Raw genomic sequence first — 21408 nt, forward strand, 5'->3', positions numbered from 1 at the left:
TCTGTCCCCGCCCGCGACGCGGGCGCCTGAGAGATTCGCCCCGGCACACCAGGACTTTCCCCGTCGGCGGACGGGCACGCCCGTCGCTTTCCAGAGGCGTCTCGCCCGCACGGTCCTGGTGCCTGAGAGGTTCCGGGGAGGAGTTGCTCCTTCGGCGCCCGGCCTGGACCGGGACTCTCCCGCGCGGGTTCGGCGACTACCCGCCCGATGTTACCGCCGCGCCCCCTCCCCCACGCCCGCGGCACGCGCGAGTACGCGCGCGGCGTTCTCGTCGGAGAAGTACTCCGCGGGCGAGGTCACCCCCGCCGCCACCCGCGCGAACCCGTCCATCGCCTCCTGGTCGGTGCTCGCCGCCGCGAGCAGCCGCTGCACCTCGGGTGGCGGCGGCTCCAGGGACGCGATGCCGGCGGTGAACTCGTACATCGCCCGGACGTGCGCGTCGCGGTCGGACTGGTAGTCGCGCAGCGCGTCGTCGAACGAACGGGCCCCGGTGAGCGCCTCGTCCAGCGCGGCCGCGCACCGCTGCGCGTCCCGGAACGCGTCCTGGATCCCCTGGCCGGTGACGAAGTCCGTGTTGTACCCGGCGTCGCCGACCAGCGCCCAGCCCGGCCCGTAGGGCTTGCGGAAGTAGTTCGGCACGGCCGTGCCCACGAGGCGCGTCTCCCGCCGGGCCGCGCGCAGCCGCTCGGCGAACTCCGGCACCGTGCCGATGGTGGCGAGGTAGTTGCCTTCCAGGTCCACGCGGTTCGCCGCGAGCTCGCGGTAGGGCCAGCCGGTGATGACGACCGTGAGGTCGTCGTTCGTCGGCCACGCGGCGAACGCCCGCTCCTGGCGGTCGTAGGTCTCGAACCGCCCGGCCATGGGCAGGCCGCTCCAGTAGGCGTAGTAGCCGCACAGCAGCCGCGGCTTCTCGTGGTACTGCTCCGGGCGCACCGTGCGGGCCACCAGCGAGTGCAGGCCGTCGGCCCCGACCACCACACGCGCCCGCTCGACGACCTCCCGCCCGTCGCTCCCCCGGCCGCGCACGCCGACCAGCCGGCCCTCCTCGACGAGGAGCTCCGACACCGTGAACCGCTCCCGCACCTGCGCACCCGCAGCCGCGGCCGCCTCGACGAGCACGGTGTCCAGCACCGTGCGGCGCGGGGCGTACGCGGTGCCGGGCCGCCCGGTGATCGTGAACGGGCCGAAGTCGAACGCGTACTCCTCGATCGGCGGGCAGCCCGCCACGGCCCGCTCGAGCAGACCCCACCGGCGCAGGGCGGCCACCCCCGGCGCGTGCACGATGTGCGTCGAGAGCGTGTCGCTGGGGAAGCTCGCCCGGTCCACCACCAGCACGCGGTGCCCCGCCCGGGCCAGGAGCATGGCGGTGGGCGACCCGGCGCAGCGCGCCCCCACCACGATCACGTCGTGGCCGCTCATCGGATCGCCCCCGCCTGCACCGCGCCGAGTGCGTCCTCCAGGGTGGCGACGAACGCGGCCGGCCGGTCGAGCGCCGGGTCGTCGCCCGCGTCCTCGACGACGTGCAGCGGCCACCCGTACCGCGCGCTCGCCGTCTCCGCCACGGACAACCGGGTGACGAGGTCGTGCCTGCCCCAGATCAGGGTGGTGGGCACGTCGATCCCCGCGAGCTGCGCGGGCGGTATCGGCGCGGCGAACTGGCCGATCAGGCTGCCGAACGCGGCCTGCACGTGGTCGTCCCCGGCCACCTCCACCGCGTACGCCGTGAAGGCGTCCCAGCGCTCCCCCATGTCCGCGCGGACCCGCTCGAGGTCGAAGGCGCAGAAATCCATGAGGCGCTCGTAGGACCGCGGCGTCGGGGCGCCGAGGAAGCGCTGGACGGCCATCGCGAACCGCGGGTCGGGGTCGAACGCGGTGAGCCCGAGCGTGTCGACCAGCACCACGGCGGCGATGCGGCGGTGGTCCCCGGCGGCGTAGCGGGCCGCGACGGCACCGCCGATCGTCTTGCCGACCAGCACCGGCGGCACCGGGCACACCTCTTCGACGAGCTCGTCGAGCCAGCCCAGCACGCGTGCGGCGTCGAGCGGGCCCTCCTCCACCCGCGACTCGCCGTGGCCGGGCAGATCCGGCACCACCAGGTGGTGGGTCCGCGCGAGGCGGCGCACCACCGGCAGCCACGTGGCCCCGAACTCCCCCGGGCCGTGCAACAGGACCATCGGCGGCCCGTCACCGCCCTCGAGCACCGCGGTCGACACCCCGGCCAGCTGCCGGCGCCGCTCCCGCACCGGGAGCCCGGCCAGCAGGGTCTCCCGTGCGCGCTGCCTCACGTCCATGACGACCTCCCACGTGTCGGGCGTCCGACGCTAGGAAGTGGGGCAGTCCGGTCTCATCGGGCGAAGCACCCACGCGGGTGGATGGGCAGATCTGTGTAGGCCCCGGCACGCGACCCCCGGAGTTCAGGAAAGCCACATTCAAGGCCTCTGCGGCCCTGAATGTGGCTTTCCTGAACCGCGGCGGCGGGGGGCCTGCTCCTGCACGAGCCCGTGCTCGTAGGCGTAGGCCGTGGCCGCGGCGCGGGAGGAGACGCCTAGCTTGGTGAAGACGTTGCTCACGTGCCGGGCCACGGTCTTCTCGCTGAGGAACAGCTCCGCGGCCACTGCGCGGTTGGTCATCCCCGTGGCCACCAGGCGCAGCACCTGCACCTCGCGGCCGGTGAGCGGGCCGGCTCCGGCCGCCCTCGACAGGGCGCGCACCCGGTCGGCGTCGGGCACGGCGCCGAGCTGCTCGAAGACGAGGCGCGCGGCGTCGAACTCCATCTCGGCGGAGTCCGGGTCGCCGAGCTGCCGGCAGGCGAGCCCCATCAGCACGCGGACGCGGGCGGCCTCGTAGGGCGCGTCGAGGTCGCGCCAGGCCCGCCACGCCCGGCGCAGCACCTCCACCGCGCCGGGGTCCTTCTCGGCGACGCGGACGGCGCCCGCGGCGTGCAGCGCCATCACCTCCAGCAGCGGCGCCCCCAGGCGGTCGGCGAGCGCCTGTAGCTCGTCCGCGCCCGCACGGGCGGCGGCGAGGTCACCAGTGGCGATCATCACCTCGACGGCGGCGGCGAGGAGTCGGGCCCGGGCCGCGGGCGGCGGCACGGGCTCGACGTCGACGGCCCGCCGCAGCGCCGTGAAGTCGGCCGCCCCCTCGAGCGCGCGGCGCAGCATCGCGGCGGCCGCGTCCACCTGGCCCTGGGCGGTCCGCAGCAGCGCGAGGCCGGGCTGCGGTTCCGGGATCCACCGGCTCGCCTGCCGGTAGGCCTCCTCGGCCCGGGCGAACTCGCCGCACAGCCGGTGGACCTCGGCGAGCTGGTAGTAGGCCGCGCCGGCAGCCGGGTGGCCGCCCAGGCCCGCGCAGGCCGACCGCGCCTCGGCGAGCGCATCGGACCACGCCCCGTGCTGCAGCATGATCTCCGACCGGTGCACGAGGCACTGGCCCCGGTAGGGCACCAGGTCCGGCTGCGCCTCGCACCACCGGGTCAGCGCGAGCGTCCACTCCCGGGCCCGGCGCAGGTCGAACGCCTCCTGGCAGGTCTCGATCACGGCGCAGTAGAGGATGCCGGCGAAGATCGGGGAGACCTCGCCGGAGGTCACCGCGACCATCACCTCGTCCAGCAGCGTCAGCGCGGGCCCGGTGCGGCCCGCCGCCACGAGTGCCTGCCCCACGCCGAGCCGGCCCAGGGCCAGCAGGTCGGGGTCGCCGAAACGCTCGCCGAGTGCGGCCGCCTCGGCGGACGCGGCCTGCGCCGCGGCCGGGTCGCCCTCGACCAGGTGCTCCACCGCTGTCGGGACGAGGAGGTACCCGCGCTCCGCGCACTCCCGGCCCCACTCGTCGAGCAGGCGGCGCGCGCGGGCGAGCCAGCCGCTGCTGCGCGCCACCTCACCCCGCAGCAGCAGGAGGATGGCCAGTCGGGTCGCGTGCCACGCGGCCCGGGCCGGGTCGGTGGCCGCACACTCCCGGCACGCCCGTGCGGACAGGTCGTCGCCGGTGTCGTCGCGGCCGATCAGGTACGCCGCGGTGACCCACAGCTCGAGGTCGTCGGGCGGGAGCGGCGACTCCTGGTCGGCCGCGGCCAGCAGCGCGAACGCGCCGGCCCATTCCCGGAGCCGGTACGCGTCGCGTGCCCGCTCCCGTAGGTCCGCGCCACCGGCCACGAACCCGGGGAGGTCAGCTGATGGCGCGCCGCGCCCGGCGGCGGGACAGCTCGTCCTCCGGGGCGTCGTCGACGCTGCCGCCGTCGGCCCGCTCCACCGGGAAGTCCTTGATGGAGCCGCTGATCTCCTTCATGGCGCCGCCGACAGCGATGCCGAACACGCCCTGGCCGCCGCGCAGCAGGTCGACGACCTCCTCGGGCGAGGCGCACTCGTAGACCGTGGTGCCGTCGCTGAACAGCGTGATGCCCGCGAGGTCGCGGATGCCGCGGCGGCGCAGGTGCTCGACGGCCACGCGGATGTTCTGCAGCGACACCCCGGCGTCCAGGAGCCGCTTGACGACCTTGAGGACGAGCACGTCCTTGAAGGAGTACAGCCGCTGCGACCCGGAGCCCGCGGCGCCGCGGATCGACGGGACGACCAGGCCGGTGCGCGCCCAGTAGTCGAGCTGGCGGTAGGTGATCCCCACCACCTGGCACGCGGTCGGCCCGCGAAAACCGACGAGCTGGTCGGGCAGGCCGTCGAGCCCGTCTCCGAGAAGCGGGTCGGGGAAGAGCTCGCCCTGCTCGGGCGCGCCGGACGGCGGCTGCTCCACCGAACTCCTTCCGCCGGAGCCCGGCTCCGCCACCGGGAGGTCTGGCGGAGCCGACGGGCTTGAGAGAATCCGACGATATGAGTGCGGGAGCGCGCGGTCAACGCGGCGCGCCGCCGGAGCCGCGCCGGGGCCGCCGTTGACTACGGCTGGGCGCCGCGGAAGTCCTCGGGAGAGATCGAGTCGAGGAACTCGCGGAACTTCTCGACCTCGTCCTCCTGCTCGTCCGGGATGATCAGGCCGGCCTCGGCGAGCACGCTCTCCTCGGCGTGGATCGGCACCCCGATCCGCAGCGCCAGCGCCACCGAGTCGCTCGGGCGCGCCGACACCGTGATCCCACCGTCGAACACGAGCTCCGCGTAGAAGGTGCCTTCCTGCAGGTCGGTGATCCGCACCTGCTCGAGGCGCCGCCCCAGCGCGTTGATCACGTCCTTCAGCAGGTCGTGGGTGAGGGGGCGGGCGGGCTTGACGCCCTGCTGCTCCAGAGCGATCGCCGTGGCTTCCACCGAGCCGATCCAGATCGGCAGGTAGCGGTCGCCACTCGTCTCACGCAGCAGGAGGATCGGCTGGTTGGCGGGCAGTTCGACCCTTACCCCCACGACGCGCATTTCGCTCATCGCTCTCCTCCTCGCGATCCTGCGGTTCCGACGCTACACGGCGCACCCCGCCCGCGCCCGACTCCGGACGGGTCCCGGCGTGGGTACGGCGGGTGATCCGTCAGGGTCAGCCCCGGCCCCCGGACTCGCGCGGGCCGGTGAGGAACACCAGCCGGAACTTCCCGATCTGCACCTCGTCGCCGTTGGCGAGCACGGCGGTGTCGACCGGCTCCCGGTTGACGTAGGTGCCGTTGAGGCTTCCGACGTCCACGACGACGAACTCGCCCGCGTCGCTGCGGAACTCCGCGTGGCGACGTGAGACGGTGACGTCGTCGAGGAAGATGTCGCTGTCGGGGTGGCGCCCGGCGCTCGTGGACGCGCGGTCGAGCAGGAAGCGCGAGCCCGCGTTGGGGCCGCGCTTGACCACCAGCAGCGCGGAGCCGGCCGGCAGCGACTCGACGCCGGAGACCGGCTGGTCCTGGGCCGTGGGCTCGGCTTCGGAGAGGAAGTCCGCGCGGAAGACCGATGTGGTCTCCGGGGATCGCTCCGGGGGCACGCCGGGCCCGTCGTTCGTGGTCACCTCGGGGTCTCCTCCTGGTGGTGGGCGGTGTGCTGCCCTGCGGTGGGTCAAGTGTGACGGCGTCCGGGCGTCTTCGCGCGCCGGCGCCGGATCCCGCAAACCTACCGCGCGGCGGCGGTGGCGGGAGGGCCGGTCAGTCCCCGGTCAACTCGCGGTACGCGGCCGCGTCGAGCAGGTTGTCGGGCACCTCGCCGGCGAGCCGGACCTCGAACATCCAGCCCGCCTCGTACGGGCCGGAGTTGACCAGCTCGGGGTTGGCGTCGAGCGCGTCGTTGACGGCCGAGACGGTGCCGGTGACCGGGGAGTAGATGTCCGAGACCGACTTGGTGGACTCGACCTCGCCCACGCTGGCCCCGGCGGTGATCTCGTCGCCGACGGCCGGCAACTGCACGAAGACGACGTCGCCGAGCTGGGACTGGGCGTGGTCGGTGATGCCGACGCGGACGACCCCGTCCCCCAGGTCGCGCACCCATTCGTGGGCTTCGGTGTATCGGAGGTCCTCGGGGATCACGCGATGAGCCTAGTCCTCGCGGAGAACGCCTCCGGCGACCCCTGCCCGTGGGGCCGGGGTGCGCAACGCACGGACGAACTGGGCCAGGTAGAGGGCACCCGTGTAGAGGTAGAGCACCGTGCCCCACACCGCGAACGCGTAGGCGAACGGCCGGGCGAGATCGGCGAACCAGCCCTGCGCCTGGGCGGCCAGCAGCAGGGGGAAGGCGTAGAGCAGCAGGAACGTGGCGCCCTTGCCGAGGTAGGTGACCTGGTAGGGGCCGTAGCCGCGGGAGCGCAGCACCGGCAGGGTGGCGGCGAGCACGAGGTCGCGCGCGACGAGTGCGGCCACCGCCCACCAGGGCACGACGTCGCGCACGCCCAGCGCCACCAGCGCCGCGAGGATGTAGAGCCGGTCCACGGCGGGGTCCAGGAGCGCCCCGAGCGCGCTGTACTGGTCGAGCAGGCGGGCGAGCTTGCCGTCGAGCCAGTCGGTGATGCCGCCCACAGCCAGCACGACGACCGCCCACACGTCGGCGCCCCAGGCGGCGCCGCCGGGCACCAGCAGCAGGTAGAGGAACAGCGGGACCCCGGCCAGGCGCAGCACGCTCAGCAGGTTGGGCACCGTGAGCACCCGGTCGCCGCGGACCTCTGCCACCAGGCTGCGCAGCGTCGGTTCCGGCACGCGCCGAGCGTACTGACCCACCACCGTCGTCGCGTCCCGCGCCGGGCCGAGGCACGATGCAGCGATGGACGCCACGACGCTGCGCAATCTCCAGACCCCGCTGAAGGCCCAGTACCGGGAGGACCCGGGCTCCGCGCTCATCACCCTCGAGGCCGACGGCGAGCTGGACGGCACCGGGGTGGCCTGCCGCGTGCGCACCGCCACGGCGCTGGCCGAGGCAGGCCTGCACCCGGCCACCGGGGGCGACGGCACCCAGCTGTGCTCGGGCGACATGCTGCTGGAGGCGCTCGTGGCCTGCGCAGGGGTCACGCTGCGGGCCGTGGCCACCTCCCTCGGTCTCGAGGCGAGCGGCACCGTGCACGCCGAGGGCGACCTGGACTTCCGGGGCACGCTCGGCGTCGACAAGGAGGCGCCGGTCGGGTTCCGCGAGATCCGGCTGCGGTTCGACCTCGACACCACCGCGAGCGAGGAGGAGGTCGCCACCCTGATCAAGCTGACCGAGCGCTACTGCGTGGTGCTGCAGACACTGCGGTCGGCGCCCACCACCTCGGTGAGCGTGAGCGCGTGACGGGCGCCCCCGGCTCCCCCGGCAACGGGGCGGGTGCGCTGCTGCGCTCCCTGCTCGCCTCGGGCGTGGACACCTGCTTCGCCAACCCGGGCACCTCCGAGATGCACTTCGTCGCCGCGCTGGACGGGGTGCCGCAGATCCGGGCGGTGCTCGCCCTGTTCGAGGGCGTGGCCACCGGGGCCGCCGACGGGTACGCCCGGATGGCGGAGCGGCCCGCGGCCACCCTGCTCCACCTGGGCCCGGGGCTCGGCAACGGCTTCGCGAACCTGCACAACGCCCGCCGGGCCGGCACGCCCGTGGTCAACGTGGTGGGCGACCACGCCACCACGCACGCGAAGTACGACGCGCCCCTGCAGTCCGACATCCCCGCGATCGCGGGCGCGGTGTCGGGGTGGGTGCGGGAGAGCACGTCACCGGCCGACGTCGCCGCGGACGCCGCCGCGGCGGTGGCGGCGGCGCGCGAGGGGCAGGTGGCCACGCTGGTGCTGCCCGCCGACGTGAGCTGGGACCCGATCGACGAGCCGGACGCCGACGCCGTGCTGCTCGCGCCCGCGGCCGCGCCGCACCCGCCGCCGCACCCCGCCGCGCTGCGCGCCGCCGCCGCCGCGTTCACCTCCGGCGAGCCGTGCGTGCTGCTCGTGGGCGGCGACGCCACCCGGGCCGCCGGGCTCGCCGCGGCCCACCGGCTCGCCGCCGCCACCGGGGCGCGCGTGCTCGCCGAGACCTTCCCCACCCGCCTCGAGCGCGGCGCGGGCGTGGCACCGGTCGACCGGCTCGCCTACCACGTCGACCTCGCCGTCGCCCAGCTCGCGGGCACCCGCCACCTCGTGCTGGCCGGCGCCCGCTCGCCGGTGTCGTTCTTCGCCTACCCGGGCAAGGCGTCCGACCTCGTGCCGGAGGGCTGCGACGTCCACGCGGTGGCGCCGCGCGAGGGGTCGATCACCACCGGCATCGCCACGGCCGCGCTCGAGGAGCTGGCCGACCTCGTCGCACCCGGCACCGTGGCGCGCACGGCGCCGCTCGCCCGGCCGCCGCTGCCCACCGGGCCGCTCACCGTGGACAGCGCCGCCGCCGTGGTCGGCGCCCTCCTCCCGGAGGGCGCGATCGTGGTGGACGAGTCGGTGACGTCGGGTCTCGGGCTGCCCGCCACCACCGCGGGCGCGCCCCGCCACGACTGGCTCACCCTCACCGGCGGTTCGATCGGCTACGGGCTCCCCGCGGCCACCGGCGCGGCCGTGGCCTGCCCCGACCGGCCCGTGTGGTGCCTGCAGGCCGACGGGAGCGCCATGTACACGATCTCGGCGCTGTGGACCCACGCCCGCGAGGGGCTGGACATCACCACGGTCGTCTACCACAACGACGCCTACGCGATCCTGCGCCTCGAGCTGGAGCAGACGGGTGCGGCCGCGCGCCTGGCGGGCGATGGCGCGCGCGCCAGGGCGCTGCTCGACCTCGGCGGGCCGCAGCTGGACTTCGTGGCGCTCGCCACCGGGATGGGCGTGCCCGCGGAGCGCGTGGACACCGCGGAGGGGCTCGCGGCGGCGCTGCGGCGGGCGGCGGCCGAGCCGGGGCCGCACCTCGTGGAGGCGATGGTGCCGCCGCTCCTGCCCTGACCAGCCGCGACCCCGGCCCGCCCGGTCGGATCGGCGGCCGCTCACCGCGTCGATCACGCGGTTCGGCGTGAACCCCGGACCGGCCGATTCCACCCCCCGCGGGGCGACGTAGAGTGTGCCGCGCGTGACGCTGCGTCGGCCCGGGTCCGCCGGGCCGGCGCGGCGGGGCGCTCTCGATGGCCCGATGCTCTGCCACACGTCCCGGGATGCGTGATGACGACAACGGTCGAGGACTGCGGGGCCGTCGACCATGCCGTCGCCGTGACGGTGAGCGACGAGCAGCTCTGGCAGATCTGCGCCGAGTTCCTCGCCCACGGGCTCGCCCGCGGCGAGCACGTGGTCTACCTCGACGACGGCACGGCCGACCGGGTCCTCGAGCGGATGACCGACGACGGCGTCGAGGTGGCCGCGCCGCTGCGCGAAGGCCGCTTCGCCCTCGTCCCGGGCGAGCGCCACCGCTCACCCCGCGAGGTCGCCGAGGCGGTGCGCGCCGCGGTCGACGCCGGGCTCGCGGCGGGGTTCCCCGCCGTGCGCCTCACCGGCCGCCTCACCTCCATGGTGGGCGACGGCGCCCACGCCCTCACCGCCTACGACCGGGCCGTCGAGGACGTCGTGCGCGCCCGGCCGGCCCACGTGCTGTGCGTCTACGACCGCGCCCGCTGCCCCGACGAGCTCGTGGAGACGATCCGGGGCGCCCATCGCACCGAGGTCGTCGCGCCCGCCATCTACGACGACGGCCTGCTGCGGATCACCTCCCTCGGCCCGGGCGCCGCGCGCGTGGCGGGCGAGGTCGACCACAGCAACCGGCCGCGCATCCGCAGCTTCCTCGAATCCGCGCTCGACCGGGCGCTGCGCCTGCCCGACGCCCCCACCGACATAGCGCTCGACCTGTCGTCGCTGCGCTTCCTCGACGTCGCGGGCGCCGTCGGGCTGGTCCACGCCGCCGAGGAGTTCCCCGACCACCACCGGCTGGTGCTCACCGGCGTCCGACCTCGCGTGCAGCGCGTGCTCGACCGGTGCGGCGCGCCGTTCGCCACCCAGCTGGAGGTGCGCACCCGCACCGACCAGCCGCCGGTCGAGCAGCCCCCGGCCACGCGCATCCGCATCCACGCAGACCCCGACCAGGCGCGTCCCGACGAACCGCAGCACACGGACGCACAGCCCGAAGACGCAGCACCCAGCGAGCAGGCATCGGCATGAGGATCGAGACCACCCGTTCCACCAACGCGGTCCGGCTGGAGCACGCCGCGGGCTTCCACGGCTCCTCCGGCCACCTGCTCGACCAGCTCGTCCCGCTCGCCACGCAGGCGCTGCAGCGCGACGAGCCGGTCGCCACCGCGCTGCAGCCCGCCACGGAGCAGGCGCTCGACGAGCGGCTCGACGGTGCCGGGGGCCGGCTGGTCCGCCTGCACCCGCCCGAGGGCGGCCCGGCCGGCGCGTCGGCACAGACCGTCGCCGCGCGCTGGGCGCTCGAGCTGCGCGCGCTCGGTGTGTCGAAGGGCCGCCCGGTCACCGTGCTCAGCGAGCACGCCCCCGCGCTGGACGGCGCCGACGGCCGGTTCTGGACCGAGCTGGACGCGGCGCTCAACGTCGCGCTCGCCGACCTGCCGGTGCGCATCACCTGCTTCTACCCGGAGCTCCCGCTGCACCTGGAGATCCTCGACGGCGCCCGGCGCAACCACCCGCTGCTGCTCGACGAGGGCGAGCTGCGCCACAACCCGGCCCACCACGACCCGCGGGCCGTGCTCACCGAGCGGCCCGCCGCGCAGCCGCCGCTGCTCGGTCCCCCCGACGAGCGGCTCACGTTCAGCGCGTGGCAGCTGCACGAGGTGCGCACCACCGTCGAGCGGGCGCTCGCGGGCCACGGCTACGAGCGCGAGCGCGTCGAGGACATCGTGCTGGCCGTCAACGAGCTGGCCACCAACGCGGTGGAGCACGGCGCCCCGGAGGCGCGGATGTCGCTGTGGACGGGGCGCCACGGGCTGCTGTGCGAGATCGACGACGGCGGCACTCTGCGTGACCCCCTGCCCGGGCTGCAGGCCCCCCACCCGGCCGAGCCCCGGGGGCGCGGGGTGTGGATCGCCCGGCAGCTCTGCGACTCGCTGCACGTGTGGAGCGACGGTGCGGGTACCCACGTTCGGGTACACGCCACCCCGTGAGTAAGATGGCGGCTGACTCGCAGGTCACCCGGACGGCCGCAGTGCAGCCGGAAGTGTGACGAACATGCCCCTTGGCAACGCGGTCGCTCGGGAGAACACTCTGTCGCGGACTCGGGCGCCGTCGTGCCGCCGACGGGTCCCCGCGAGCACCAGCCCGGCACTCTTCCACACATGGGACGATCATGTCTGACGATCAGCGACGATCTCGTACGACGCAGGCACACCCGGGGCCGCGCCACCGGGTCGCCGGGCACGAGGTCGCCGGGCACCGCGTCACGGTGCTGGGATCGTTCACGCTCGTCTCCCACGGTGCCGCGGTCCCGCTCGGGGTCGACTCGCGCCGGCTCGTCGCCTACCTGGCGGTGCACCCCCGTCCGCAGGAGCACGCGGCCCTGGCCGCCGACCTGTGGCCCGGAGTTCCCGCAGCCGCGGCGCAGCGCCTCCTCACCGAGGCCGCCGCCGCGGTCGGCATCCCCGAGCTCTTCAGCGACGGCGACCTCGCCGGCCCGCTCTCGCTCGCCGCCGACGTGCAGGTCGACCTGGCCGACGCGCTCGGTCTCGTGCGGGCGCTCCCCGACATCCCGGCGGTCGACAGCCCCGACATCGGCCTGCTGTCGGCCGACATCCTGCCCGGCTGGACCGCGGCGTGGATCGCGGTGGAGCGCGAGCGGTTCCGCCAGCTGCGGTTGCACGCGCTCGAAGAGCGCAGCCTGCGGCTGTCCGCCGCCGGCCGCCACGAGGCCGCCGTGTCCCTCGCCGAGATGGCCGTGCACGCCGCACCCAGCCGCGAGAGCGCCCGCCGGGCCCTCATCGAGGCGCACCTCGCGCAGGGCAACATCGCCGCTGCCGTGGCCGAGTACGACGCCTACGAGGAGCTGCTGCGCTCCAGCCTCGGTGGTCCTGCCTCCAGCGGCCTCGACGCGCTCTTCCCGCCCTCGCCGGTGTGGCCGGTGCTGCGCGCGCGGCGCCCGATGCCGCGTTCGGCCGTCCAGCTGCCGGCGCTGCGTGCCGTCCGCGGTGCCACCGGTGGCACCCGCAGGCTGGTCTCGGGCGGCGGGGCCTCGCGCCCGTACTGATTCGTCTTTCTCCGGTGTTCCACCCGCGTGATCGGGTACCCGCAGTTCATGCACGGGAATTCTGATCTCGCGGGGGTGTGACGTATGCCGGGCAAGGACGCGATGCCGAGCACCGTGGAGCGTTCGGGCGAGAAGGCCCAGCGCACCTGGGTGGAATCCTACGACTCGGCGATGGAGACCTACGGCGACGAGGGCGGCCGGGCCCGCCGGGTGGCGTTCGCCGCGCTCAAGCACACGCACGAGAAGGTCGGCGACCACTGGGAGCCGAAGGGCCGCAAGGGCCCGTCGGACAAGCAGGCGTCGAAGGCCGGCCGCCGCAGCGACAAGCCCACCGCGGGCGGGGTCGACGCGAACGCCTCGAAGTCGCACCTGATGGACGTGGCGAAGAAGCTCGACATCCGAGGGCGCTCGTCGATGAAGAAGGACGAGCTGGTGGACGCGATCCAGAAGGTCAATTCCCGCAAGACCGCGAAGGCCCGCGACAAGAAGTGACCCGTGAGTGGATACGAGTGCGGGAGCACTCGTATCCACTCACGGCCGGTCAGGATCAGCTGAGGGCGCGCAGGCGCGGGAGCACGTCCTCGGCGAACTGCGCCAGGAAGCGCTCCTGGTCGTGCCCGGGGCCGTGGAACACGAGGTGGTTGAGCCCGGCGTCGACATAGGGCTTGATCTGGGCCACCGCCTCGTCGGGGTCCGAGGCCACGATCCAGCGCTTCGCCACCTGCTCGATCGGCAGCTCGTCGGCCAGGCGTTCCATCTCCACCGCCGAGTCGACGCTGTGCTTCTGCTCGGCCGAGAGCGACAGCGGCGCCCAGAACCGGGTGTTGGCCAGCGCCTGTTCCGGGTCGCGGTCGTAGGAGAGCTTGATCTCGATCATGCGGTCGACGTCGGCCGCGTCGCGCCCGGCCGCGGCGGCCCCCTCCTCGACGGCCGGGATGAGCTTGTCGGTGTAGAGCTCCATCCCCTTGCCGGACGTGCAGATGAAGCCGTCGCCCGCGCGCCCGGCGTACTTCGCGACCACCGGCCCGCCCGCGGCGACGTACACCGGCACCGGCTGCTCGGGCCGGTCGTAGATGGTGGCGCCCACGGTGCGGTAGTACTCGCCCTCGAAGCTGACCTCGCCCTCGGTCCACAGCGCCCGCATCAGCCGGATCGCCTCACGCAGGCGGGCGAAGCGCTCCTTGAACTCCGGCCACTCCCGCCCGGACACCGCGATCTCGTTGAGCGCCTCCCCGGTGCCCACGCCGAGCATCACGCGCCCCGGGTACAGCAGGCCCAGCGTGGCGAAGGTCTGGGCGAGCACCGCCGGGTTGTACCGGAACGTCGGCGTGAGCACCGACGTGCCGATCAGCACGCGCGAGGTGCGCTCCCCCACCGCCGCGAACCACGCGAGCGACGCGGGCGCGTGCCCGCCCTCGTGGCGCCACGGCAGGAAGTGGTCCGACGTGACGACGCTGTCGAGCCCCACCTCCTCGGCCCGCACCGCGTACTCGACGAGCTCCCGCGGCGCGAACTGCTCCGCCGAGGCCTTGTACCCGATCCTCAGTTCCCGCTGGCCTGACGCCACGATCCCGTCCTTCCGGTCCGATCACCTTGCTGCTGCCAGCCTGCCACTCCGGCGCGCCGCCTCGCGCCGGCGGCCCGACGGGGTCTCCTCAGGTCTCGGCGACCACTCGGTTCGTCAGGGCGCCCAGCCCCTCCACCTCGACGGTCATCGTGTTGCCCCGCTCCACCGGGCGCACCCCCTCCGGCGTGCCGGTGAGGATCACGTCGCCGGGTTCGAGGGTGGTGAACCGGGTGATGTACTCGATCAGGAACGGGATCGGGAAGATCAGGTCCTTCGTGCGCCCGTCCTGGCGGCGCTCGCCGTCCACCGTGCAGGAGACGCCGACGTCGGCCGGGTCGAACTCGGTGTCCACCCACGGCCCGAGCGGGCAGAACGTGTCGAAGCCCTTGCCACGGGTCCACTGGCCGTCGGCCTTCTGGATGTCGCGCGCGGTGACGTCGTTGCCGCAGGTGTAGCCGCCGATCACCGACCACGCGTCGGCGGCGGCCACGTTGCGAGCGGTGCGCCCGATCACGAGCACGAGCTCGGCCTCGGGGTCGACGCGCTGCGAGAGCTCCGGGTACACCACGTCGGCCCCCGGCCCCACGACGGCCGAGGACGGCTTCAGGAACAGCAGCGGCTCCTGCGGCACCGCGTTGCCGAACTCCTCGGCGTGGGAGCGGTAGTTGCGCCCGACGCACATCACGGTGCGCGGGGTGACCGGGGCGAGCAGCGCGACGTCGTCGAGCGGGCCGACCTCCCGCGCCGTGGGGCGCAGGCCGGCGAAGGGCGTGCCCTCGGCGGCCAGCACGACCCCGTCGTCCAGCACACCCCACGCGGGCGCGCCACCCGCCTCGTAACGAACGATCTTCACCGGTTGTCCTTCCTCGGGCGGCACCTGCTCACGGCCGCGCCGAGACTACGTCCCGGCGCCGCGGCGGCGCGCGTGCACATACCCTGGGCGGATGGCCGCAGAGCTGCTCGGGCGCGCACCCGCGCTGGAACGCCGGGGTGGCGCGCCGGCGCACGCCCAGATCGAGCGATGGCTCATGGAGGAGATCACCGCGGGTGTCCTCTCGGCGGGCGACCGGCTGCCCGGCGAGCGCGAGCTGGCGGCGGCGCTGCAGGTCAGCCGCATGACGCTGCGCCAGGCGCTCGACGGGCTCGCGCGCCGCGGCGTGCTCATCCGCACGCCGGGCCGGTCCGGTGGCGCGTTCGTCGCCGAGCCCCGGATCGACTGCGACCTCACCGGGGTCGCCGGGTTCACCGAGCAGATGCGCCGGGCCCACCGCCGGGCCGGCGCGGAGATCCTCGCCGCGCACACGGTGGAGGCGGAGACCGCGGTGGCCCGGGCGCTGCGGCTCACCCCGGGCGCCCCGGTCTACGAGCTGGTGCGCGTGCGCTCCGCCGACGGCGCCGCGCTGGCCCTGGAGCGCTCGTGGCTGCCCGCCGACCGGCTGCCCGGCCTGCTCACCCACTCTCTGACGGGGTCGATCTACGAGCTGCTCGCCGACGAGTACGGGCTCGCGCCGCACACCGCGATCGAGTACCTCGAGCCGGTGAGCGCCGACCCCGCCGAGGCCGCCGCGCTCGGCGTGGTCCGCGGCACCGCGCTCATGGGCGTGGAGCGCACGGCGCTCTCCGTTGGCGCACTGCCGGTCGAGTACGCCCGCGACCTCTACCGCGCCGACCGGGTGCGGCTCATGGTCCGCACCGAGGTCCGCCGCTGAGATCCGGCGCCTGCAACCCTCCCGCAACAGGTGCGCGGGGCGGGCCCCGGTCCATAAGATCCCCCCGACCGCTCCCACCCGCGACGCGAAGGCACACCAGCACAGTGGACCTGCAGATCGACCGTGCCCACGGGGCGCGGATCTACGACTACCTCCTGGGGGGCAAGGACCACTTCGCCGTCGACCGTGCGGCCGCGGAGGCGTCGCTGCGGCTGTGGCCGGCGTTGCGGGCGCACATGCTGGAGAACCGCAGCTTCATGCACCGCGTGGTGCGCCACCTCGCCGAACGGGGGGTGCGGCAGTTCCTCGACATCGGCACCGGCATCCCGACCTCGCCGAACCTCCACGAGGTGGTGCAGGCGGTGATCCCGGACGCCCGGATCGTCTACGTCGACAACGACCCCACGGTCCTCGCGCACGCCAGGGCGCGCATGACCAGCACGCCCGAGGGGCGCACCGCGTACGTCTGCGCCGACGCGCGCGAGCCGGACGCGCTGCTGTCCGCCCCGCAGCTGCGCGCCACGCTCGACCTCGACGAGCCCGTCGCGCTCACCCTCATCGGCATGCTGCACTTCCTCACCGAGGACGACCTCGCCCACGAGGTGGTCCGGCGGCTGCTCGACGCGCTCGCGCCCGGCAGCCACCTGGCGGCCTCGATCGGCACGAGCGAGTTCGCCCCGATCCCGCTCGCCGAGGTCCAGCGGGTGTACGAGGCCTACGGCGAGAGTGTCCGGTTCCGTACCAAGGCCGAGGCCGAGCTGTTCTTCGCCGGGCTGGAGGTGCTCGAGCCCGGACTCGTGCAGATCCACAAGTGGCGCCCGGAGCCCGGGGCCGCCCCCGTCCCCGACGTGGACATCGCGATGTACGGGGCGGTGGGCCGCAAGCCCTGACGGCCGGGGGATGCCGTCGGGGGGTGGCCCTACGATCGCCGGGTGTCCGATGCCCCGACCGCAGATCGCCCCGTCGCGCCGGCACCTCTCGACGTCCTGCGCCGCGTCTTCGGGTACGAGTCGTTCCGCGGGCAGCAGGCGGAGATCATCGACCACGTCTGCGCGGGCGGCGACGCGCTGGTCCTGATGCCCACCGGCGGCGGCAAGTCGCTGTGCTACCAGATTCCCGCGCTGGTGCGCCCGGGCGTCGGCGTGGTGGTCTCACCGCTGATCGCCCTGATGCAGGACCAGGTCGACGCGCTGCGCGCGCTCGGTGTGCGGGCTGGCTTCCTCAACTCCACGCAGACGTTCGAGGAGCGCCGCGACACCGAGCGCGCTTTCCTCGACGGTGAGCTCGACCTGCTCTACCTCGCCCCGGAGCGGCTGCGCGTGCCGTCCACCACGAGCCTGCTCGACCGCGGCCGGATCGCGCTCTTCGCGATCGACGAGGCCCACTGCGTGGCGCAGTGGGGCCACGACTTCCGGCCCGACTACCTGGCGCTGTCCGAGCTGCACGAGCGCTGGCCCGACGTGCCGCGCATCGCGCTCACGGCCACCGCCACCGAGGCCACCCACGAGGAGATCGCGCAGCGCCTCGACCTGCGCCCGGGCGAGCGGGCCCGCCATTTCGTCGCCAGCTTCGACCGGCCCAACATCCAGTACCGGATCGCGCCGAAGGACGAGCCGCGCCGCCAGCTGCTCGACCTCATCCGCACCGAGCACGCCGGTGAGGCCGGCATCGTCTACTGCCTCTCGCGCAACTCGGTGGAGCGCACCGCCGAGTTCCTGGTGGCCCAGGGCATCCCCGCGCTGCCCTACCACGCCGGGCTCGACGCGGCCACGCGCTCGGCCAACCAGTCCCGGTTCCTGCGCGAGGACGGCGTGATCGTCGTGGCCACGATCGCGTTCGGCATGGGCATCGACAAGCCCGACGTGCGGTTCGTGGCCCACCTCGACCTGCCCAAGTCCGTGGAGGGCTACTACCAGGAGACCGGGCGCGCGGGCCGCGACGGGCTGCCGTCCACCGCGTGGCTCGCCTACGGGCTCGCCGACGTCGTGCAGCAGCGCAAGATGATCGAGGAGTCCGACGGCGACCGCGAGCACCGCCGCAAGCTCGCCCAGCACCTCGACGCGATGCTGGCGCTCTGCGAGACCGTGGAGTGCCGCCGCACGCAGCTCCTCGCCTACTTCGGCCAGCGCGGCGCGCCGCCGTGCGGCAACTGCGACACCTGCCTGGTGCCGCCGGAGTCGTGGGACGGCACGGTGGCCGCGCAGAAGGTGCTCTCCACGGTGTTCCGGCTCGACCGCGAACGGCGGCAGAAGTTCGGCGCCGGGCAGATCATCGACATCCTGCTGGGGCGCCGCACCGCCAAGGTCGAGCAGTTCGACCACCACTCGCTCACGGTCTTCGGGGTCGGCACCGAGCTGGGCGAGGGCGAGTGGCGCACGGTGCTGCGCCAGCTCGTGGCTCGCGGGATGCTCGCGGTGGAGCCGCGGCACCAGACGTTCGTGCTCACCGAGGAGAGCCGGCCCGTGCTGCGCGGCGAGCGCGAGGTGATGCTGCGGCGTGACCCGAAGCGCCAGGCCCGCCGGTCCCGCGCGTCCGGTGCGCGGGCGGCAGCGCCCGACCTCGGCCCCGAGGCGGCCCCGCTGTTCGAGCGCCTGCGCGCGTGGCGCGGCGCCGCTGCCAAGGAGCAGGGCGTGCCCGCGTACGTGATCTTCCACGACGCCACGCTGCGCGAGATCGCCTCCCGGCGCCCCGCCTCGCTCGCCGAGCTGGGCACCGTCAACGGCGTGGGCGAGACCAAGCTGGCCCGCTACGGCGAGCAGGTGCTCGAGGCGCTGGCCGGCTGATCGCCACCGGCCACGCCCCGCTCACCGCCGCGCGGAACGCGGGAACCGCACCACGTTGGACCGGTCGAGCGCGTGCTCGACGAGCCGGATGATCGTGGACAGGCACGAGGACCGCGCCCGCGCGTCCATCGGCATCACCGGCACGTCGGCCCGCAGCCGCAGCGCATGGTGCACGTCCCCCGGCGTGAACCGCTCCGTGCCGGGGAACGCGTTCATCGCCACCACGAACGGGACGTCGCGGCTCTCGAAGAAGTCGACGGCGGCGAAGGACTCGGCGATCCGCCGCACGTCGACGAGCACCACGCCACCGACGGCACCGCGCACGAGCTCGTCCCACATGAACCAGAAGCGGTCCTGTCCCGGCGTGCCGAACAGGTAGAGCACGAGGGAGTCGCCGACGCCGATCCGGCCGAAGTCGAGCGCGACGGTGGTCATCGTCTTGTCCGGCACCGCGCGCAGGTCGTCCACCCCGACGGATGCGATGGTGACCGGCTCCTCGGTGTGCAGCGACGCGATCTCCGAGACCGATCGCACCAGCGTGGACTTCCCGGCCCCGAACCCGCCGGCGATCAGAATCTTCAGGGGGACGGGACCGGGGTCGGTACCGATGTCACCGGGCACGCAGACCCTCCAGCAGTTGTGTGAGCACGGCCGGGCTCGGGCCCGCGTCGGCGAACGCGGGCGGCGGGGCGTGCACGTCGAGCAGCCCGGCCTCCACGAGGTCGCCGACGAGCACGCGCACCACCGCCACCGGTACGCCGAGGCCTGCGCCGACCTCCACCAGGGACACCGGCTTGCGCGCCACCTCGATGATCGTGCGGTATTCGTCCTCCAGGTCGTGGGCCCAGCGCACGCGCTCGGTGACCGTGACGAGCGACTCCATCGGCAGCTCGCTCCCGCCCGGCCGGGTGCGCCCGCCGGTGAGGACGTACACGGGTACGAGCCGGCGCGGCAAGCGGTCGCGCGCGCGGTGCCGGGGACGACGCCCGGTGCTCATCGCGCCGTTCCCGGGCCGGCCTGCGCGTCGGGCGGGGGCGGCACGGACGGTTCGAACCAGGCGCCACCCGGTGGGTCGGCGTCCGGTGCCGCCTGCTCGCCCACGTCCTGGTGCGCGGCCCGCCTGCCGGCGTGGAACCGGGACAGGGCCTGCGCCGCACCGGTGACGTGGGCGGGCGGGAGCGCAGGACGGCCCGCCCCCGCCGGGCCGTCGGAGCGCAGCTGCGGCACCAGGTGCGCCTGCGGCACGCGGCGGCGCAGCCCGATGTACTGCGCGGCGTCCTCCCCGAACCAGGCGGGACCGGAGCGCTGCACGGGCAGTGCGAGTTCGGGGTGGACGTCGCGGGGATCGATGGCGGGTGCCTCGGGAGGCGCGAGCACCGCCGTGGACGCCGGGGGCAGGGGCTGCGCCGCCGGGAGCGCCACCGGGTACGCGCCGCCATCGGCGCCCGCCCCCTGGCGGCTCGGCTCGAACAGGTCCGGGGGCAGCGCGACCACCGCGGTGGTGCCGGAACCGGGGGTGCGCGACAGCGAGACCCGGACACCGTGGCGGGCGCTCAACCGGGACACGACGTGGAACCCGAGGCGCTGCGCCACCGCGAGGTCGACGTCGACGGGTGCGGCGAGGATCTCGTTGGCCGCCCTGAGGTGCTCCGGCGGCATGCCGACGCCCCAGTCCTCGACCACGAGCAGCTGCCCGCCCGGCTGCGTCCGGTCGGGGCGCATGCGGATCCGCACCAGGGTGTCGGGCGGGGAGAAGCGCACGGCGTTCTCGATGAGCTCGGCCAGCAGGTGGGTGAGGTCGGTGACGCTGTGGCCCACGACGGCGGGCCGCTCGTCGATCAGCACGGAGACCCGCGCGAAGTCCTCGGTCTCCGCGATCGCCGCCCGCACCACCTCGCGCAGCGCCACCGGCTCACCCCACACCCGGGCCGGTTGCTCACCGGAGAGCACGAGCAGGCTCTCGGCGTTGCGCTGCACCCGGGTGGCGAGGTGGTCGAGGGTGAACAGCACGGCGAGCGCGTCGGGGTCCTGCTCCTCCTCCTCGAGCTCGTTGATGATCTCCAGCTGCCGGTAGACCATGCTCTGGTTGCGCCGGGCGAGGTTCACCAGGAGCTCCGAGGTGAACCGCCTGCGATTGAGCTCGGCGTCGGCCAGCTCCCGCCGCAGCGCGTCCTTCTCCCGCTGGGAGTCCTCGGTGATCCGCCAGAACAGGGCCATCCCCACGCTCGCCACCAGCACCGCGACGCCGTGGATCAGCGACCACAGCCACGGGTTGGCCTGCCCGGGCCCGTGGTTGAAGATCAGCGTCTGCTGCCAGGCCGAGCCGATGCCGTGGCTCACCACGGTGAACAGCACGTTGAACAGGAACGGCACCCAGTCCTGGTACAGGGCGATGAACCCGATGATCACGAAGAAGTGGAAGTGGGCCTCGATCGTGCCGCCGGTGAGCCCGACCAGCGCCGCCGAGCTGTAGACGAGCCCGCCGGTGACCGCCACCGACGCCACCCGGCGGTGGCGGCGCAGCAGCGCGCCGACCAGCAGGCACGCGGCGGGCACCACCACCGCCAGCAGCACGGCGTCGGGCGGGCGCCCCAGGCCGACCCCGAACGCGGCGAGTCCGGGGACGTGCAGCGCGAGCACGGCCAGCAGCAACCGGTGCCGGCGCTGCCAATCGGCCTCACCGAGGCCGTAACCGTGCGGGATCAGGTCGACGACGGAGTTCCAGGCAGAGCGACGCATCCGCATCTCCACGACTGAACTGACGGGGGAGCGGAACGCACCGGGTCGGGGTCCGGGACCAGCCCCGAGTCGACGGCGGCACAGTGGGTGACCGTGCGAGACGA

General features: G+C 74.5%; 22 protein-coding genes and 1 riboswitch. Of the genes, 9 read left to right on the top strand and 13 right to left on the bottom strand.

Annotation, left to right across the window (positions count from 1 at the left end; genetic code table 11):
- Window positions 1-100 precede the first annotated feature (100 nt).
- Window positions 101-192: riboswitch (glycine riboswitch) on the bottom strand.
- 18 nt (window positions 193-210) lie between these two features.
- The 8 genes from ACFPL3_RS33155 to ACFPL3_RS33190 form a co-directional block, all read right to left on the bottom strand.
- Window positions 211-1419, bottom strand: a complete 1209-nt coding sequence (locus tag ACFPL3_RS33155) for an NAD(P)/FAD-dependent oxidoreductase (RefSeq protein WP_343942763.1) — start codon at window positions 1417-1419, stop codon at window positions 211-213.
- The gene (locus tag ACFPL3_RS33160) at window positions 1416-2291 is read right to left on the bottom strand and encodes an alpha/beta fold hydrolase (protein WP_343942764.1); all 876 of its coding nucleotides are present in this window, start codon (window positions 2289-2291) and stop codon (window positions 1416-1418) included. The genes ACFPL3_RS33155 and ACFPL3_RS33160 overlap by 4 nt, the downstream gene beginning before the upstream one ends.
- 138 nt (window positions 2292-2429) lie before the next feature.
- A complete protein-coding gene (locus ACFPL3_RS33165; RefSeq protein ID WP_379590096.1) occupies window positions 2430-4151 on the bottom strand; it encodes a LuxR C-terminal-related transcriptional regulator in 1722 nt (573 codons plus the stop codon).
- Between the two features lie 13 nt (window positions 4152-4164).
- On the bottom strand, window positions 4165-4776 hold the full coding sequence (locus ACFPL3_RS33170) for a MerR family transcriptional regulator (protein WP_379590098.1): 612 nt from the start codon (window positions 4774-4776) through the stop codon (window positions 4165-4167).
- Between the two features lie 107 nt (window positions 4777-4883).
- Window positions 4884-5357: a bifunctional nuclease family protein gene (locus ACFPL3_RS33175; protein WP_220254041.1), complete on the bottom strand. Its 474-nt coding sequence runs from the start codon at window positions 5355-5357 to the stop codon at window positions 4884-4886.
- 106 nt (window positions 5358-5463) lie between these two features.
- The gene (gene garA / locus ACFPL3_RS33180) at window positions 5464-5916 is read right to left on the bottom strand and encodes a glycogen accumulation regulator GarA (protein ID WP_343942767.1); all 453 of its coding nucleotides are present in this window, start codon (window positions 5914-5916) and stop codon (window positions 5464-5466) included.
- A 133-nt stretch (window positions 5917-6049) separates the two neighbouring features.
- Entirely contained in the window at window positions 6050-6427 is a 378-nt protein-coding gene (gene gcvH, locus ACFPL3_RS33185; protein WP_343942768.1) for a glycine cleavage system protein GcvH, read from the bottom strand.
- Between the two features lie 9 nt (window positions 6428-6436).
- The gene (locus tag ACFPL3_RS33190) at window positions 6437-7090 is read right to left on the bottom strand and encodes a CDP-alcohol phosphatidyltransferase family protein (RefSeq protein WP_343942769.1); all 654 of its coding nucleotides are present in this window, start codon (window positions 7088-7090) and stop codon (window positions 6437-6439) included.
- A gap of 64 nt (window positions 7091-7154) precedes the next feature.
- Between ACFPL3_RS33190 and ACFPL3_RS33195 the strand changes: the two genes are divergently transcribed.
- The 6 genes from ACFPL3_RS33195 to ACFPL3_RS33220 all read left to right on the top strand — a co-directional run bounded on the left by ACFPL3_RS33195 (window position 7155) and on the right by ACFPL3_RS33220 (window position 12998).
- A complete protein-coding gene (locus ACFPL3_RS33195; RefSeq protein WP_343942770.1) occupies window positions 7155-7658 on the top strand; it encodes an OsmC family protein in 504 nt (167 codons plus the stop codon).
- Complete coding sequence (locus tag ACFPL3_RS33200) at window positions 7655-9271, top strand: acetolactate synthase large subunit (RefSeq protein WP_379590102.1); 1617 nt, start codon at window positions 7655-7657, stop codon at window positions 9269-9271. Before ACFPL3_RS33195 ends, ACFPL3_RS33200 begins: the two co-directional genes overlap by 4 nt.
- Window positions 9272-9484: 213 nt before the next feature.
- Window positions 9485-10471, top strand: coding sequence for an MEDS domain-containing protein (locus tag ACFPL3_RS33205; protein WP_343939139.1), 987 nt, complete (start codon window positions 9485-9487; stop codon window positions 10469-10471).
- A complete protein-coding gene (locus tag ACFPL3_RS33210; protein ID WP_343939137.1) occupies window positions 10468-11430 on the top strand; it encodes an ATP-binding protein in 963 nt (320 codons plus the stop codon). The genes ACFPL3_RS33205 and ACFPL3_RS33210 overlap by 4 nt, the downstream gene beginning before the upstream one ends.
- 182 nt (window positions 11431-11612) lie before the next feature.
- Window positions 11613-12506: an AfsR/SARP family transcriptional regulator gene (locus ACFPL3_RS33215; RefSeq protein ID WP_343939135.1), complete on the top strand. Its 894-nt coding sequence runs from the start codon at window positions 11613-11615 to the stop codon at window positions 12504-12506.
- 84 nt (window positions 12507-12590) lie between these two features.
- A complete protein-coding gene (locus ACFPL3_RS33220) occupies window positions 12591-12998 on the top strand; it encodes a ChaB family protein (RefSeq protein WP_343939133.1) in 408 nt (135 codons plus the stop codon).
- A 55-nt stretch (window positions 12999-13053) separates the two neighbouring features.
- Here the strand turns inward: ACFPL3_RS33220 and fgd are convergent, their stop codons facing one another.
- On the bottom strand, window positions 13054-14073 hold the full coding sequence (gene fgd, locus ACFPL3_RS33225) for a glucose-6-phosphate dehydrogenase (coenzyme-F420) (protein WP_343939131.1): 1020 nt from the start codon (window positions 14071-14073) through the stop codon (window positions 13054-13056).
- Between the two features lie 88 nt (window positions 14074-14161).
- Window positions 14162-14926, bottom strand: coding sequence for a fumarylacetoacetate hydrolase family protein (locus tag ACFPL3_RS33230; protein WP_343939129.1), 765 nt, complete (start codon window positions 14924-14926; stop codon window positions 14162-14164).
- Window positions 14927-15017: 91 nt separating this feature from the next.
- Between ACFPL3_RS33230 and ACFPL3_RS33235 the strand changes: the two genes are divergently transcribed.
- The 3 genes from ACFPL3_RS33235 to recQ all read left to right on the top strand — a co-directional run bounded on the left by ACFPL3_RS33235 (window position 15018) and on the right by recQ (window position 18565).
- On the top strand, window positions 15018-15782 hold the full coding sequence (locus tag ACFPL3_RS33235; RefSeq protein WP_343939127.1) for a GntR family transcriptional regulator: 765 nt from the start codon (window positions 15018-15020) through the stop codon (window positions 15780-15782).
- A gap of 104 nt (window positions 15783-15886) precedes the next feature.
- On the top strand, window positions 15887-16672 hold the full coding sequence (locus tag ACFPL3_RS33240) for an SAM-dependent methyltransferase (protein WP_343939125.1): 786 nt from the start codon (window positions 15887-15889) through the stop codon (window positions 16670-16672).
- Window positions 16673-16714: 42 nt separating this feature from the next.
- Window positions 16715-18565, top strand: coding sequence for a DNA helicase RecQ (gene recQ / locus ACFPL3_RS33245; RefSeq protein WP_343939123.1), 1851 nt, complete (start codon window positions 16715-16717; stop codon window positions 18563-18565).
- A 21-nt stretch (window positions 18566-18586) separates the two neighbouring features.
- Here recQ and ACFPL3_RS33250 read toward each other — a convergent pair whose 3' ends face one another.
- Genes ACFPL3_RS33250 through ACFPL3_RS33260 form a run of 3 tightly spaced genes read right to left on the bottom strand, consistent with a single transcriptional unit; the run spans window position 18587 to window position 21304 of the window.
- Entirely contained in the window at window positions 18587-19186 is a 600-nt protein-coding gene (locus ACFPL3_RS33250) for a GTP-binding protein (RefSeq protein WP_343939122.1), read from the bottom strand.
- The gene (locus ACFPL3_RS33255; protein WP_343939121.1) at window positions 19176-19562 is read right to left on the bottom strand and encodes a DUF742 domain-containing protein; all 387 of its coding nucleotides are present in this window, start codon (window positions 19560-19562) and stop codon (window positions 19176-19178) included. The genes ACFPL3_RS33250 and ACFPL3_RS33255 overlap by 11 nt, the downstream gene beginning before the upstream one ends.
- Entirely contained in the window at window positions 19559-21304 is a 1746-nt protein-coding gene (locus tag ACFPL3_RS33260; protein WP_343939119.1) for a sensor histidine kinase, read from the bottom strand. Before ACFPL3_RS33260 ends, ACFPL3_RS33255 begins: the two co-directional genes overlap by 4 nt.
- Window positions 21305-21408 lie beyond the last annotated feature (104 nt).

The sequence above is a fragment of the Pseudonocardia zijingensis genome, assembly GCF_042657305.1.
Lineage (GTDB): Bacteria > Actinomycetota > Actinomycetes > Mycobacteriales > Pseudonocardiaceae > Pseudonocardia > Pseudonocardia zijingensis.

Excerpts from the sequence above, each read along its gene's own strand:
- ACFPL3_RS33155 (WP_343942763.1), bottom strand. The coding sequence starts at position 1,419 with ATGAGCGGCCACGACGTGATCGTGGTGGGGGCGCGCTGCGCCGGGTCG.
- ACFPL3_RS33160 (WP_343942764.1), bottom strand. The coding sequence starts at position 2,291 with ATGGACGTGAGGCAGCGCGCACGGGAGACCCTGCTGGCCGGGCTCCCG.
- ACFPL3_RS33175 (WP_220254041.1), bottom strand. The coding sequence starts at position 5,357 with ATGAGCGAAATGCGCGTCGTGGGGGTAAGGGTCGAACTGCCCGCCAAC.
- ACFPL3_RS33195 (WP_343942770.1), top strand. The coding sequence starts at position 7,155 with ATGGACGCCACGACGCTGCGCAATCTCCAGACCCCGCTGAAGGCCCAG.
- ACFPL3_RS33205 (WP_343939139.1), top strand. The coding sequence starts at position 9,485 with ATGACGACAACGGTCGAGGACTGCGGGGCCGTCGACCATGCCGTCGCC.
- ACFPL3_RS33210 (WP_343939137.1), top strand. The coding sequence starts at position 10,468 with ATGAGGATCGAGACCACCCGTTCCACCAACGCGGTCCGGCTGGAGCAC.
- ACFPL3_RS33215 (WP_343939135.1), top strand. The coding sequence starts at position 11,613 with ATGTCTGACGATCAGCGACGATCTCGTACGACGCAGGCACACCCGGGG.
- ACFPL3_RS33220 (WP_343939133.1), top strand. The coding sequence starts at position 12,591 with ATGCCGGGCAAGGACGCGATGCCGAGCACCGTGGAGCGTTCGGGCGAG.
- ACFPL3_RS33235 (WP_343939127.1), top strand. The coding sequence starts at position 15,018 with ATGGCCGCAGAGCTGCTCGGGCGCGCACCCGCGCTGGAACGCCGGGGT.
- ACFPL3_RS33255 (WP_343939121.1), bottom strand. The coding sequence starts at position 19,562 with ATGAGCACCGGGCGTCGTCCCCGGCACCGCGCGCGCGACCGCTTGCCG.
- ACFPL3_RS33260 (WP_343939119.1), bottom strand. The coding sequence starts at position 21,304 with ATGCGTCGCTCTGCCTGGAACTCCGTCGTCGACCTGATCCCGCACGGT.